Raw genomic sequence first — 14,589 nt, 5'->3', positions numbered from 1 at the left:
GCCGGCGCTACTTGGCGGCTGCAGAAGCCGGTGCGGATGCCGCCGGCGCGCCCACGGGCGCGGCGCCGCGGCCGGCGCGCGATGCGCCATCCGCCGGCTGCGAGGCGCCCGCACGCGGCCCGCCAGCCGCGCGCCCGCCCTCGCCCGGGCCGCGGCGCGCGGCGCCGGCCTGGCCGGCCAGCTGCACCTTGCCGCCATCCTTGACGCGGTCGCCGCCCTCGGTCACCACCTGCTCGCCGGCCTGCAGGCCCTGGGTGATGAGCACCCGGTCCACCGTGGCCATGCCGCGCACCACCGGGCGCATGCGGGCCACCTGCTCTTCGTCGATCACATAGACATAGTCGCCCTGCGGGCCGGTGCGTACCGCCGTCACCGGCACCAGCACGCCGCTTTGCGAGCCCAGCTGCAGCCGGGCGTTGACGAACTGGTTGGGAAACAGCGCGCCATCGGCATTGGCAAAGCGCGCCTTGGCGCGCACCGTGCCGGTGGCGGCGGTGACCTGGTTGTCCAGCGTCAGGAAGCGGCCCTCGGCCAGCGTCGCGCTGCGCGCGCGGTCCAGCGCGGCCACGGGCAGCGCGCCCTGGCGCTGGGCGGCGCGCACGTCCGGCACGCGGTCCTGCGGCACGGAGAACACCACGTCGATGGGCCGCACCTGGGTGATGGTGGCGATGCCGGTGCTAGTGCCGCTGCTGACCAGGTTGCCAGGGTCCACGGTGCGTAGGCCGATGGTGCCGTCGATGGGCGCGCGCAGCGTGGTGTAGTCCAGGTTGAGCTGGGCCGTGCGCTCGCTGGCGCGGTCGGCCAGCACGGCGGCGTCCAGCTGTTGCACCAGCGCGGCCTGGGTGTCCAGCGTCTGGCGGGCGATGGAGTCCTGCTTCCACAGCTCCTGGTAGCGCGAGAGCGTCACGCGCGCGGCGGCCAGCTGGGCCACGTCGCGGGCGGTCTGGCTTTTCGCCTGGGCCAGCGCCTGCTCGTACGCGCGCGGGTCGATGCGCGCCAGCACCTGGCCCTTCTTCACGCTCTGCCCCTCGGTGAACAGCACCTCCGTCAGCACCCCGGAGACCTGCGGCACCAGCGTGGCAGTGACGGGCGGCGTGACCGTGCCCAGGGCATCGATGAGGACGGGCAACTCGCCCTGCTGCGCGCGCGCCGAGCCCACGGTGACGCTGGCCATGGCGGCGAAGGCGGCCGGGCCGGCCGGCGCCCCCGGCCGTCCCGGCGGCGCGGCGGGGCCCTTGGCGCGCTGCACCAGGAACCATGCCGTGCCGGCCAGGGCGGCGATCAGCACCAGCGTCAGCACGAGGGCGCGCCAGCGGCGGCGCGGGCGCACAGGGGCGGGCAAGGGTGCGTTCTCTGGGTCAGTCATGCGGCGGGGAGGGAAAACCGTGGCGGGGCGTGGACGATCCTAGCAGCCGCGGCGGCCGGCGCGCAGGCAGGGACGGATATGGGATTTCACGCCATGCATGCAAGTCAAAACGCCGCTAGAGCGCGCCAGTACGGCGCAATGCGCTATTGTTTTTGATTTCCTTGCCAAACCGTTGACCGCATCTTTACCCCGCCTTTACCGCACGTCCCGCGCCAGCCTCAGGCCCGAGAACTGCCAGCGCGCGCCGGCCGGAAAGAAGTTGCGGTAGCTGGCGCGCACGTGGCCCGCGGGCGTGGCGCAGGAGCCGCCGCGCAGCACGTATTGGTTGACCATGAACTTGCCGTTGTACTCACCCACGGCGCCAGCGGCCGGCGCGAAGCCGGGGTACGGCGCGTAGCTGGACTGGGTCCACTCCCACACGTCGCCGAACAGCTGGGCCGGCTGGCCTTCGGGCGCATCGGCTGGCGCCGGCTGCGGGTGCAGCACGCCGCTGTCCGCGAAATGCCCGGCCTGGGCTGGTTCGGTGGCGGCCGCGGCGGCCTCCCACTCCGCCTCGGTGGGCAGACGGGCGCCAGCCCAGCGGGCATAGGCATCGGCTTCGTAATACGACAGATGCACCACCGGCTGCTCCGGCGCCAGCAGCTGGCGGCCGGACAGGGTGAATTCGCACCAGCCGTGGCCGTCCTGGCGCCAGTACAGCGGGTGGCCGATGCCCTGGCTGCAGCGCCAGTCCCAGCCCTCGGCCAGCCAGTGCGCCGGCTCGTCGTAGCCACCGGCCACCACGAAGGCCAGGTATTCGGCGTTGCTCACCGGCCGTGTGGCCAGCTCATAGGGCTGCAGCCAGACAGGGTGGCGCGGGCTTTCGTTGTCGAAGGCGAAGCCCGCGCCCTCATGGCCGATGTGCACCAGGCCGCCCTCGAAGCGGCGCCAGCGCACCAGCGGTGCGGCGGTCTGCGGCGCCGGCGCGCCAGCCGCCTGGTAGGCCGGCCAGGTGGGGTTGCACCACAGCAGGTGCTTGATGTCGGTCAGCAGCAGCTCCTGGTGCTGCTGCTCGTGCTGCAGACCCAGCTCCAGCAGGGCCGCCGCCTCGGGCGGCAGATCGTCGCGCTGCAGCAGCCGCTGCATGCGCGCGTCCACGTCGGCGCGCCAGGCCAGCACGGTGGCCAGGTCGGGCCGGGTGAGCAGGCCGCGCTGCGCGCGCGGGTGCTGCGCGCCCACGCCCTGGTAGTAGGAGTTGAACAGCACACGGAAGTCCGCGTCGAACGGCGCAAAGTTCTCCTCGTGCGGCTCCAGGATGAAGGTCTCGAAGAACCAGGCCGTGTGCCCCAGGTGCCACTTGGTCGGGCTGGCGTCAGTCATGGATTGGGCTGTGCAGTCCTCGGGCGACAGCGGCGCGGCCAGCTGCTGGGTGGCGGCGCGCACGGCGGCGTAGCGCTGCCAGGGGCTGGCGCGTTCGGCATCGGTAGCGTGCAGGACCGCCGGGGCGGCGGGCGTGGCGCCGTCCAGGGGCATGGCGCTGGGGTGCAGGCGCATGGTCGGGTCCTCCTCGTGGCTTGCGGTTTTCACGTGCGGGCGTGCACCAGGGCATACCAGCCGCGCTCGTCCGTCCAAGCCTGCGGCTGCCTGAAGCCAGCGCGCGTAAGCAGGTCCAAAAAGGCGGGCAGCGGATACTTGTAGCTGTTCTCGGTGTGGATGCGCTCGTGCGCGGCAAAGCTGCGGCCGCCGCCGGGCCAGCGCACCTGCTGTGGACCGCAGGCGGCCAGGTGCATCTCGATGCGCGACGCGGCCGTGTTGAAGAAGGCCTCGTGACGCCACTGTCCCGGTTCGAAATCGCTGCCGATCAGCCGGTTCACGTGGGCCAGGATGTTGCGGTTGAACTGCGCCGTCACGCCGGCGGCGTCGTCGTAGGCGGCCTGCAGCACGGCCAGGTCCTTGGGCAGGTCGATGCCGATCAGCAGGCCGCCGCGCTCCCTCCGCGCCAGCGCGTGCATCTGGCGCAGCAGCGCCAGGGCGGCGGGCGGGTCGAAGTTGCCGATGGACGAACCGGGGTAGAACACCAGGCGCCTATCCTGCGGCACGTCGCCCGGCAGCTCAATGGCGGCGGTGATGTCGCCGCCCACGGCGCGCGCATCCAGGCCCGGCAGCGCCGCGCGCAGGCGCGCCACGGCGCCTTCCAGGTAGTCGGCGGAGATGTCCACGCCCACGAAGTGCGTGGCGCCCAGCAGCCGGCACAGCACGCGCGCCTTGTCGCAGCTGCCGGCGCCGGGCTCGATGACCACGCCGCCGCGGCCCACGGCCTGGGCGATGGCACGGGCGTGGCGGCGCAGCACGGCCTGCTCGGTGCGCGTGGGGTAGTACTCGGGCAGGCGGGTGATGGCCTCGAAGAGCTGCGAGCCGCGCTCGTCGTAGAAGTATTTGGGCGAGATGCGGGCCGGCTGGTCCAGCAGGCCGGCGATGATCTGCACCCGCTCATCGGCCGGAGCCAGGGGCTGCGCCGCGGCGGACGTGCTCCAGGGTGGAGGGGAAGCGGCAACGGCTGGAGCGGCAAGTGTGACGGGCATGGCCTGCGAGCATGGACCGGCCCGGCGCCGCGTGGCGCAGGCGGTCAGCCGCCCTGCCGGTAGGACGGCCGCGCAATCTGCAGTACCCCCCTTGCAGGGCAAGGCCAACCGTGCCAGGGCGCGGCTCCAACCCTCTCATCGCACTATCAAAAGGTGAGCTTCCTGCGCAGGCTGGGCGGGCGCTGGAGGCCAAAAATGCTTGAAATTCCCATCGGCGCCACCAGACGCTTGCCCCGCTGGCGGTCGCGCGCTGGCTCGGGGCAGCCAGCGGGCCAGGATAAAAAAAGGGCCGACGCCCAGGCGCCGGCCCATCCCACCATGAAGAGCCGCAGTGACTGCGGCGCGGTCTGCTTCTTTGTAGTTATCCGAAAAAAAGGAACGCCGTGCGCTCAGAAGCGCCAGCCCAGGCCGATACCGGCCAGCACGGGATTGACCTTGAAGGTGCCGACCTTGGTGCCGGCGGAGTGCACGTCGGTGCTGATGAACACCTTCTTCACGTCCAGGTTCAGGTACAGGTTCTTGGACAGAGGGATGTCCACGCCCACCTGCAGCGCGCCGCCCCAGCTGTTCTTGTCGATGCTCGGGCTGAGGGCAGCCTGGACCGCCGGGTCGAAGCGCACGCTGGAAAAGCGCGTGTAGTTCACGCCCGCGCCCACATAGGGCTTGAAGCCGCTGAAGTTGGTGAAGTGGTATTGCGCCAGCAGCGTGGGCGGCAGGTGCTTGAGCGAGCCGATGCGGGCGCCGTCGGCACGCAGCGTGTGCTTTTGCGGGTAAGTCAGGATCAGCTCGGCGGCGATGTTGGGCGTGAAGAAGTACGACACGTCCAGCTCGGGGATGACCTTGTCGTTGACCGACAGGCCCAGACCCGTGCTGTCCTTGTTGGCGCTGTCCAGGTTGACGGCGCGCACGCGCACCATGAACGGGCCTTCGGAGGTGGACTGTTGCGCGAAGGCGGCGCCCGAGGTCATCGCGCAAACGGCGGCCAGGGCCAGCAGGGTCTTGTGCATAGTGCTTTTTGTATTCGTTGAACACGGGGACGACCCCCGTGCCACGAATTAGGCCCACGAGCAAATTGCTCAGGATTGCGTGAGATCAAGCTTTGCCGCCGCGGGCGGCCTACGCGCACGCGCGCCGCTCAGCCCTTCCCACGCAGACGCTGCACCAGCGTCCACACCCCCAGCGCCACGGCGCCGACCGCGGCGCCCACCAGTGCGCTCAGCACGTGGGTGGAGAGGAATTCCCAGACACCGCCCAGCGGCCAGCCGGCGAGCTTCGCGCCGGCGGATTCGATGGCGTGCGCCAGCGGCGGCACGCCGTGCACGATGATCCCACCGCCCACCAGGAACATGGCGGCCGTGCCGGCCACGGCCAGGCCCTTCATCAGCTTCGGGGCCGCGGCCACCAGCGCCTGGCCGATGCGGCAGGCCACGCGGCCGGGCCTGCGCGTCAGCCACAGGCCCACATCATCCATCTTCACGATGCCCGCCACCAGGCCGTACACGCCCACGGTCATGAGCACCGCGATGGCCGACAGCACCATCACCTGCTGCATGAAGTCCGCCTGCGCCACGGTGCCCAGGGTGATGACGATGATCTCGGCCGAGAGGATGAAATCGGTGCGGATGGCGCCACGCACCTTGGTCTTCTCCAGCCGGGCGATGTCGGCCGCGCTGGCCGCCTTGCCGCCCACGCGCGCCAGCGCGGCCTCCGCCCGGTCAGCGGGCGGCTCGCCATGGTGGGCCAGCTTTTCCACGCCCTCCAGGCACAGGTAGGTACCGCCCAGCATGAGCAGTGGCGTGATGGCCCAGGGTGCGAAGGCGCTGATCAGCAGCGCAGTAGGCACCAGGATGGCCTTGTTGACCAGCGAACCGCGCGCCACCGCCCAGACCACGGGCAGCTCGCGGTGGGCGTGCACACCGCTGACCTGCTCGGCGTTCAGCGCCAGGTCGTCGCCCAGCACGCTGGCCGTCTTCTGCGCCGCCACCTTGGTCATGACGGAGACATCGTCGGCCATGGCAACGCTCTTGCGCGCCGCCATCTTGGACATGAGGGCCACGTCGTCCAGGATGGTGGCGATGTCGTCGAGCAGGGTGAGAAGGCTGGCGCCGGCCATACAGAAATACTCCGCAAAGACAGGAAAAAGGTCGCCGATTCTGAATAGAAAAAGCTTCCAGCGCCTGTCGGACAAGCGCTGGAAGCTATCTTTTTAGTAGCCTCGCGGAAGGCCTGGGACGGGTTTCTTTTTACGCGACCCAGCGGCGGGCGTTGCGCCACAGGCGCATCCAGGGGCTGTACGCATCCTGCCCGCCGGTGGCGGCCAGGTCGGTCCAGCTCATCTGGATATTGCGAAACACCCGCTCCGGATGCGGCATGAGCGCGGTGAAGCGCCCGTCCGCCGTGGTCACGGCCGTCAGCCCGCCGGCGCTGCCGTTGGGATTGAGCGGATAGCGCTCTGTGGGCTGACCGGCGTGGTCCACGAAACGCAGGCTGCGCAGCACGCGCTCTTCGTTGCCGCGGTACTGGAAGTTGGCATAGCCCTCGCCGTGCGCCACGGCGATGGGCAGGCGCGAGCCGGCCATGCCGGCGAAGAAGATGCTGGGCGAATCCAGCACCTCCACCATGGACAGGCGTGCCTCGAAGCGGTGGCTCTGGTTGGTGGTGAAGCGCGGCCAGTCCTGGGCGCCGGGAATGATGTCGGCCAGCTCGGCAAACATCTGGCAGCCGTTGCACACGCCCAGCCCGAAGGTGTCCTGGCGGGCGAAGAACTGCTGGAACTGCTCGGACAGGCGCGGGTTGAAGGTGATGGAGCGCGCCCAACCGATGCCCGCGCCCAGCGTATCGCCATAGCTGAAGCCGCCGCAGGCGACGATGCCGGCGAACTGCGACAAGTCGGCGCGGCCGGCCTGCAGGTCGCTCATGTGCACGTCGAAGGCCTCGAAGCCCGCTTGGGTGAAGGCGTAGGCCATCTCCACGTGCGAGTTCACGCCCTGCTCGCGCAGCACGGCCACGCGCGGACGGACCAGGTTCAGATAAGGCGCGGCCACGTCCTCTGCGGGATCGAAGGTCAGGAGCACGTGCAGGCCCGGGTCCTGCGGGTCTCCGGCGGCGGTGTGCTCGCTGTCGGCGCATTCGGGGTTGTCGCGCTGCTGGCAGATCTTCCAGCTGACGGCGTCCCAGACCTGGTGCAGGTCGGACAGGCTGGCGGCGAAGATCTTCTTGGCGTCGCGCCAGACCTGCAGCTCGCCCTTGCCCTCGTCCATGGCGCTGGACTGCGGACGCGTCTTGCCGATGATGTGGCTGCAGGCCGCCAGGCCGTGGGCGCGCAGCACCTGCATGACTTGGTCGCGCTGGGCCGTGCGCACCTGCAGCACGGCCCCCAGTTCCTCGTTGAACAGCGCGCGCAGCGTCAGCTCGTCGCGCCGGCCGCTGACCTGCTGCGCCCAGTTCTTAGCGTCGCCGGTTTCCATGCGGCTGTCGCTGATGCCGTCGCCCTCGGTGACCAGCATGTCCACGTTCAGCGCCACGCCCACATGACCGGCGAAGGCCATCTCGGCGGCCGCGGCCAGCAGGCCGCCGTCGCTCCTGTCGTGGTAGGCCAGGACCAGACGGTCTCGGCGCAGGGCATTCACGGCATCGACCAGGGCGACAAGATCCTTGGCGTCGTCCAGGTCGGGGACGTCGCCGCCCGTCTGCTGCAGCACCTGGGCCAGGATGGAGCCGCCCATGCGCATCTTGCCGCGCGACAGGTCGACCAGCACTAGCGTGGTGTCCTGCTCCTTGGCGTCCAGCTGCGGCGTGAGCGTGCCGCGCACGTCGGCCAGCGTGGCGAAGGCGGTGACGATCAGGCTGACGGGCGAGGTCACCTTTTTCAAGGCGCCGCCGGTGTCCGTCCACTGGGTGCGCATGGACAGGCTGTCCTTGCCCACAGGAATGGAGATGCCCAGTTGCGGGCACAGCTGCATGCCCACGGCGCGCACGGTCTCGTACAGGGCGGCATCCTCGCCGGGCTCGCCGCAGGCGGCCATCCAGTTGGCGCTGAGCTTGACGCGCGGCAGCTCGATGGGCGCTGCAGCCAAGTTGGTGATGGCCTCTGCCACCGCCATGCGGCCGGAGGCTGGGGCGTTGATGGCGGCCAGCGGCGTGCGCTCGCCCATGGCCATGGCCTCGCCGGCAAAGCCGGCGTAGTCGGCCAGGGTCACGGCCACGTCGGCCACCGGCACCTGCCAGGGCCCGACCATCTGGTCGCGGTGCGTGAGGCCGCCCACCGTGCGGTCGCCAATGGTCACCAGGAAGCGCTTGCTCGCCACCGTGGGGTGGGCCAGCACGTCGATCACGGCCTGCTGCAGCGCCACGCCGTCCACGTCCAGCGGCCCCACCTCGCGCGTGACGCTCTGCACGTCGCGGTGCATGCGCGGGGGCTTGCCCAGCAGCACGTCCATGGGCATGTCCACCGGCAGGCGCTGGGCCTGGCCGGCGGGGGCGGCGGTGTCTTCCAAAATCAGCTGGCGCTCGCCGGTGGCCGTGCCGATCACGGCGAACGGGCAGCGCTCGCGCTCGCAAAACGCCGTGAACTGCGCCAGCGACTCGGGCGCGATGGCCAGCACGTAGCGCTCCTGGCTTTCGTTGCTCCAGATCTCCTTGGGCGCCAGGCCGGACTCCTCCAGCTGCACGGCGCGCAGGTCGAAGCGCGCGCCGCGGCCGGCATCATGAACCAGTTCGGGGAAGGCATTGGACAGCCCGCCCGCGCCCACGTCGTGGATGGCCAGGATGGGGTTGGCCTCGCCCTGCTCCCAGCAGTGGTTGATGACCTCCTGGGCGCGGCGCTCGATCTCGGGGTTGCCGCGCTGCACGGAGTCGAAGTCCAGCTCGGCCGCGTTGGTGCCGCTGGCCATGGAGCTGGCCGCGCCGCCACCCATGCCGATGCGCATGCCGGGCCCGCCCAGCTGGATCAAGAGCGTGCCGGCAGGGAACTCGATCTTTTGGGTCTGGCGCGCGTCGATAGAACCTAAGCCACCGGCGATCATGATGGGCTTGTGGTAGCCGCGCAGCACGCCAGCGATCTGCTGCTCGTACTCGCGGAAGTAGCCCGTCAGGTTGGGCCGGCCGAACTCGTTGTTGAACGCGGCGCCGCCCAGCGGGCCCTCGGTCATGATCTGCAGCGGGCTGGCGATGTGCTCGGGCCGGCCGACGTCGCTGCCCCACAGCTTGGAGACGGTGAAGCCCGTCAGGCCTGCCTTGGGCTTGGAGCCGCGCCCGGTGGCGCCCTCGTCGCGGATCTCGCCGCCCGCGCCGGTGGACGCGCCGGGAAAGGGCGAGATGGCCGTGGGGTGGTTGTGCGTCTCCACCTTCATCAGCACGTGCTGGGTGGCGCTGCGCTTTTGATAGCTGGGCGCGCTTATCTGGTCTGCGAAAGCGTCGAATTTGGCAAAGAACTGCTCGACCTGACTGCCTTCCATGATGGAGGCGTTGTCGGCATAGGCCACGATGGTGTGCTGGGGCGAGGTGGCCTCGGTGTGGCGGATCATGCCGAACAGCGACTTGTCCTGGGCCGCGCCGTCGATGGTGAACTGGGCGTTGAAGATCTTGTGGCGGCAGTGCTCGCTGTTGGCCTGGGCGAACATCATCAGTTCCACATCGGTGGGATTGCGCCCCAGCTTGCCGAAGGCCTCCACCAAGTAATCGATCTCGTCGCCCGCCAGGGCCAGGCCCCAGGCGGTGTTGGCGGCCTCCAGCGCCGCGCGGCCGCCCTTCAAGACGTCCACGAAGGCCATGGGCTCGGCCTGCAGCTCGGTGAACAGCTGCTGCGCCTGCTCCACGCTGGCCACCACGGATTCGGTCATGCGGTCATGCAGCAGCGCGGCGATCTGCGCCAACTGCGCGTCCGACAGCTCGGGCGTGCCCGACAGCAGGCCACCCTTCAGGCTGATGCGGTACTCGGTGATGCGCTCGATGCGGCGCACGCCCAGGCCGCAGTTGTGCGCGATATCGGTGGCCTTGGACGCCCAGGGCGAGACGGTACCCAGGCGCGGCGTGACGTACAGCACCGGGCCGTCGGTGGGGCCGGTGTAGGGGTCGCCATAGGTCAGCAAGGGCGCCAGGCGCGAGCGGTGGGCCGCGTCGGGCGGGGCGTCCTGCGCCACCAGGTGCACGAAGCGCGCGGCTATTGCCGTGATCTTGGGATGGATGGCCGCCAGCGCGGGCTGCAGCTGCTGGGCGCGAAAGGGGGTAAGGGCATTGCCGCCCTCCAACGAAGTGATGTGCAAGGTCACGGTAGCGGCCTGTGTGATGGGCGGGCGAGGATCGCGAGGAAAGCCTGAGGGCATCCGGGCCGCTGACTGGGGCCGCAGAGCCTGGCAAGGCTGGGTTGGCGGGAACCCGGCATTTTAAGCAATCGCACCCCGGGAAAGCCCCAGTGGGATAATTTGCCCCATGAGCATCACCACCAAAGACGCCCAGGGCATCGCGGGCATGCGCGAGGCCGGCCGCCTCGCCTCCGAAGTGCTGGACACCATCACGCCGCACATCAAGCCGGGCATGACCACCAACGACGTGGACCGCTTGGCCGCCGAATGCATGGCGCGCCAGGGCACGCGCTCGGCCACGCTGGGCTACCAGCCGCCCGGCTATCCGCCCTACCCCAAGTCGCTGTGCACGTCGCTGAACAACGTGGTCTGCCACGGCATCCCCAACGACAAGCCCTTGAAGAAGGGCGACATCATGAACGTGGACGTCACCGTCATCACCCAGGACGGCTGGTACGGCGACACTAGCCGCATGTTCCTGGTGGGTGAGTGCTCCATTGCCGCCAAACGCCTGGTCAACCTGACCTACGAGGCGATGTGGCTGGGCATCCAGCAGGTCAAGCCCGGTGCGCGCCTGGGCGACGTGGGCCACGCCATCCAGAAGTTCGCCGAAGGGCACGGCCTGTCGGTGGTGCGCGAGTTCTGCGGCCACGGCATCGGCGACAAATTCCATGACGAGCCCCAGGTGCTGCACTACGGCCGCCCCGGCACGGGTGAGGAGCTAATCCCGGGCATGACCTTCACCATCGAGCCCATGCTCAACATCGGCCGGCGCGAGGTCAAGGAGCACGGCAACGACGGCTGGACCATCGTCACCAAGGACCACAGCCTGTCGGCGCAGTGGGAGCACACGGTGCTGGTCACCGAGACCGGCTTCGAGGTGCTGACCATCTCGGACGGCTACCCCGCCCTGCCCGCCTTCGTGACCGCCACGACGACCTGACAGTCCGGCGCGGCGCCCTCGTTCTTCCTTTCGCGCCATGCCTCGTCCCCCCACTCCCGTCGCAGCCGACATCGCCGCACTGCGGCAGACCTACCAAGCCGACAAGGCCGCGCTGGTGGCCACGCTGCTGGCGCCGGACGCTTCCACCCGCGGCATCCGCAGCCTGCTGCGGCACCTGTCCTCTCTGGCTGACCGCCAGCTGTGCGCCCTGTGGCGCCGCGCCGGCCTGCCGCGCGGCATGGCGCTGGTGGCGGTGGGCGGGTATGGGCGCGCGCAGCTGTTTCCGGCCTCCGACATCGACGTGCTGGTGCTGCTGCCGGACGGCGTGCAGGACGCGGCCGCCAGCGCCGCCATCGAGTCCTTCATCGGCAGCTGCTGGGACGCGGGCCTGGAGATCGGCGCCAGCGTGCGCACCGTGGCCGAATGCCTGGCCGAGTCCGCCGCCGACGTGACGGTGCAGACGGCGCTGCTGGAGTCGCGCCGCGTGTGCGGCAGCGCCGCCCTGTTCGCCCAGTTGCGCCGCAGCTACGCCGCGCAGATGGACGTGCAGGCCTTCATGGTCACCAAGACGCTGGAGATGCGCCAGCGCCACACCAAGCACGAAAACACCCCCTACGCGCTGGAGCCCAACTGCAAGGAGTCGCCCGGCGGGCTGCGCGACCTGCAGCTCATCCTGTGGCTGTCGCGCGCCGCCGGCTTAGGGAACAGCTGGCGCGAGCTGGCGGCCAACGGCCTGGCTACGCCTTTCGAGGTGCGCCAGATCGAGCGCAACGAGGCGCTGCTGTTTCTCATCCGCGCCCGGCTGCACGCCCTGGCCGGGCGGCGCGAGGACCGGCTGGTGTTCGACCTGCAGACCGCCGTAGCCGAGACCTTCGGCTACGGCAGGGGTGCCGCCGATGGCCCGCGCGCACCGGTACGCGCCAGCGAGGCGCTGATGCGCCGCTACTACTGGGCCGCCAAGGCGGTGTCGCAGCTCACGCAGATCCTGCTGCTGGACATCGAGGAGCGTCTGGCGCCGCAACCGGCGCACCGGGTGCCCATCAACGAGCGCTTCCTGGACCGGGGCGGCCTGATCGAGGTGGCCAGCGATACGCTGTACCTGGAGCAGCCCCACGCCATCCTGGAAACCTTCCTGCTGTACGAGACCAGGCCGGGCCTGACGGACCTGTCGGCGCGCACGCTGCGCGCGCTGTACAACGCCCGCCCGGTGATGGACGCGGGCTTTCGCCGCGACCCAGCCAACCGCGCCATGTTCATGCGCATCCTGCGCCAGCCCTCGGGCATCACCCACGCCATGCGGCTGATGAACCAGACCTCGGTGCTGGGGCGCTATCTGTGGCCCTTCAGGCGCATCGTGGGGCAGATGCAGCACGACCTGTTCCACGTCTACACCGTGGACCAGCACACGCTGATGGTGCTGCGCAACGTGCGCCGCTTCTTCATGGCCGAGCACGCGCACGAATACCCCGTCTGCTCGCAGCTGGCCGCCGGCTGGGACAAACCGTGGATCCTGTACGTCGCCGCGCTGTTCCACGACATCGGCAAGGGCCGCGGGGGCGACCATTCGCACATCGGCGCCCTGGAGGCGCGGCGTTTTTGCCGCCAGCACGGCCTGGCGCGCGACGACGCGCAGCTGATTGAATTCCTGGTGGCCGAGCACCTGACCATGAGCCAGGTGGCGCAAAAGCAGGACCTGTCCGACCCGGAGGTCATTGCCGCTTTCGCCCGCCGCGTGGGCGACGAGCGCCGGCTGACCAGCCTGTATTTGCTCACGGTGGCCGACATCCGCGGCACCTCCCCCAAGGTCTGGAGCGCCTGGAAGGGCAAGCTGCTGGAGGATCTGTACCACGCCACGCTGCGCGCCTTGGGCGGACGCGCACCCGACCCGGCCGCCGAGGTCGAGGCGCGCCGGCGCGAGGCGCTGATCCTGCTGGCCCTGCACTCCATGCCGCACGAAGCACACAAGCGCCTGTGGGCCACGCTGGACGTGAGCTACTTCATGCGCCACGAGGCGGCCGACATTGCCTGGCACGCCCGCCACCTGTCGCGCCATGTGGGCTCGGCCGTGCCCGTAGTGCGCGCGCGCCAGTCGCTGGCCGGCGAGGGGCTGGAGGTGCTGGTCTACGCGCCCGACCAGAGCGATCTGTTCATGCGGATTTGCGGTTACTTCGACCGGGCGGGCTTTTCCATCCTCGACGCGCGCGTGCACACCGCCAGCGACGCCCATGCGCTGGACACCTTCCAGGTCGTGGCGCGCGACCAGCCCGGGGCCTATCGCGAGCTGATCCACATGGTGGAGAGCGACCTGCTGCGCGCCCTGACCGCGCCCGCCCCCCTGCCCGAGCCCAGCCCGCGGCGACTGTCGCGGCGCGTGCGCAGTTTCCCCATCGCCCCACGCGTGTCGCTGCGCCCGGACGACCGCGGCCAGCGCTGGCTGCTGTCGATCTCCGCCACCGACCGCGCTGGCCTGCTGTACGTGGTGGCGCAGGTGCTGTCGCGCCACGGCCTGGGCATACAGCTGGCCAAGGTCAGCACTCTGGGCGAGCGGGTGGAAGACACCTTCCTGCTGCAAGGCCCACAGCTGCAAAGCAGCGCCCGGCAGATCCAGATCGAGACCGAGCTGCTGCGCGCCTTGGCCGATGAGTGACGCCACCGGCGGCGCAACTACACTTTTTGATAGCTGCCAGCGCTTGCTGCATAAGCGCTGGAAGCACTTTTGACTCATATTCCTGGGGCCGCCCCCCGGGCGCGGGCACAATCCCAGACCATGCCCGAGCCGCGCGATCCGCTGCCCCCCATGCCCCAGCACCCGCCCCTGCCGCGCGCCATGCGCTGGCTGCTGCAGGCGTTCGCCGTGCTGTGCCTGGTCATGGGGGCCATCGGCGTCATCGTGCCCGGCCTGCCCACCACGGTGTTCATCCTCATGGCCGGCTGGGCCGCCGCGCGCAGCTCGCCGCGCCTGCATGCCTGGCTGTGGCGCCACCGCCTGTTCGGGCCCATGCTGCGCAACTGGGCCGACGGCGGGCGCGTCAGCCGTCGCGCCAAGTGGAGCGCCAGCATCCTCATGGCCCTGTGTGCCGCCATCCTGTTCTGGACCAGCGCCCCGCGCTGGGCCGCCACCATGGCCTGCGTGTGCATGGCCTGCGTCCTGGTCTGGCTGTGGCGCCGCCCCGAACCCGGCCGGTGAAGCCACGAAACGCCGTTTTTTCTGTATATAATCGCGGTCTTGTTCCTCAATAGCTCAGTCGGTAGAGCGCCGGACTGTTAATCCGTAGGTCCCTGGTTCGAGCCCAGGTTGAGGAGCCAAGAAAAACTTCGCAGCCCTGCCATCGCACAGGGCTGTTTCAATAAAAAAACCGACATTCCTCAATAGCTCAGTCGGTAGAGCGCCGGACTGTTAATCCGTAGGTCCCTGGT

9 protein-coding genes and 2 tRNA genes (1 of these 11 cut by a window edge) are annotated in these 14,589 nt (G+C 69.9%); 5 read left to right on the top strand and 6 right to left on the bottom strand.

The annotated features are described in order from the left end of the window. Nucleotides 1-7: 7 nt before the first annotated feature. From RT282_RS07315 to purL, 6 genes are all read right to left on the bottom strand, one after another. On the bottom strand, nt 8-1,342 hold the full coding sequence (locus RT282_RS07315; RefSeq protein WP_313312965.1) for an efflux RND transporter periplasmic adaptor subunit: 1,335 nt from the start codon (nt 1,340-1,342) through the stop codon (nt 8-10). A 219-nt stretch (nt 1,343-1,561) separates the two neighbouring features. Continuing rightward, entirely contained in the window at nt 1,562-2,878 is a 1,317-nt protein-coding gene (gene egtB / locus RT282_RS07310; RefSeq protein ID WP_409519475.1) for an ergothioneine biosynthesis protein EgtB, read from the bottom strand. Between the two features lie 50 nt (nt 2,879-2,928). After that, nucleotides 2,929-3,927, bottom strand: coding sequence for an L-histidine N(alpha)-methyltransferase (gene egtD / locus RT282_RS07305; protein WP_313312961.1), 999 nt, complete (start codon nt 3,925-3,927; stop codon nt 2,929-2,931). Nucleotides 3,928-4,316: 389 nt separating this feature from the next. Continuing rightward, a complete protein-coding gene (locus RT282_RS07300) occupies nt 4,317-4,934 on the bottom strand; it encodes an OmpW family outer membrane protein (RefSeq protein WP_312304346.1) in 618 nt (205 codons plus the stop codon). Nucleotides 4,935-5,062: 128 nt separating this feature from the next. Continuing rightward, nucleotides 5,063-6,040 carry a DUF808 domain-containing protein gene (locus RT282_RS07295; protein WP_313312960.1) on the bottom strand — a complete coding sequence of 326 codons (978 nt, stop codon included), beginning with the start codon at nt 6,038-6,040 and terminating at the stop codon, nt 5,063-5,065. Nucleotides 6,041-6,170: 130 nt separating this feature from the next. Beyond that, the gene (gene purL, locus RT282_RS07290; RefSeq protein WP_313312959.1) at nt 6,171-10,196 is read right to left on the bottom strand and encodes a phosphoribosylformylglycinamidine synthase; all 4,026 of its coding nucleotides are present in this window, start codon (nt 10,194-10,196) and stop codon (nt 6,171-6,173) included. Between the two features lie 160 nt (nt 10,197-10,356). Between purL and map the strand changes: the two genes are divergently transcribed. The 5 genes from map to RT282_RS07265 all read left to right on the top strand — a co-directional run. Next, nucleotides 10,357-11,172 carry a type I methionyl aminopeptidase gene (map, locus tag RT282_RS07285; protein WP_313312957.1) on the top strand — a complete coding sequence of 272 codons (816 nt, stop codon included), beginning with the start codon at nt 10,357-10,359 and terminating at the stop codon, nt 11,170-11,172. A 37-nt stretch (nt 11,173-11,209) separates the two neighbouring features. Then, on the top strand, nt 11,210-13,819 hold the full coding sequence (locus tag RT282_RS07280; protein ID WP_313312955.1) for a [protein-PII] uridylyltransferase: 2,610 nt from the start codon (nt 11,210-11,212) through the stop codon (nt 13,817-13,819). Between the two features lie 120 nt (nt 13,820-13,939). Beyond that, nucleotides 13,940-14,359, top strand: coding sequence for a YbaN family protein (locus RT282_RS07275; RefSeq protein WP_312304360.1), 420 nt, complete (start codon nt 13,940-13,942; stop codon nt 14,357-14,359). 43 nt (nt 14,360-14,402) lie between these two features. Further along, nucleotides 14,403-14,478 (top strand) — tRNA-Asn (locus tag RT282_RS07270). Between the two features lie 57 nt (nt 14,479-14,535). Further along, nucleotides 14,536-14,589, top strand: a tRNA-Asn gene (locus RT282_RS07265); it runs 122 nt beyond the window's last position.

This window comes from Pulveribacter sp., assembly GCF_032079985.1.
Classification (GTDB): domain Bacteria; phylum Pseudomonadota; class Gammaproteobacteria; order Burkholderiales; family Burkholderiaceae_C; genus Melaminivora.
This window is presented reverse-complemented; position numbering and strand designations above follow the sequence as displayed.

Coding starts and splice junctions, on each gene's coding strand:
- egtB (WP_409519475.1), bottom strand. CDS start 2,878: ATGCCCCTGGACGGCGCCACGCCCGCCGCCCCGGCGGTCCTGCACGCT.
- egtD (WP_313312961.1), bottom strand. CDS start 3,927: ATGCCCGTCACACTTGCCGCTCCAGCCGTTGCCGCTTCCCCTCCACCC.
- RT282_RS07300 (WP_312304346.1), bottom strand. CDS start 4,934: ATGCACAAGACCCTGCTGGCCCTGGCCGCCGTTTGCGCGATGACCTCG.
- RT282_RS07295 (WP_313312960.1), bottom strand. CDS start 6,040: ATGGCCGGCGCCAGCCTTCTCACCCTGCTCGACGACATCGCCACCATC.
- map (WP_313312957.1), top strand. CDS start 10,357: ATGAGCATCACCACCAAAGACGCCCAGGGCATCGCGGGCATGCGCGAG.
- RT282_RS07280 (WP_313312955.1), top strand. CDS start 11,210: ATGCCTCGTCCCCCCACTCCCGTCGCAGCCGACATCGCCGCACTGCGG.
- RT282_RS07275 (WP_312304360.1), top strand. CDS start 13,940: ATGCCCGAGCCGCGCGATCCGCTGCCCCCCATGCCCCAGCACCCGCCC.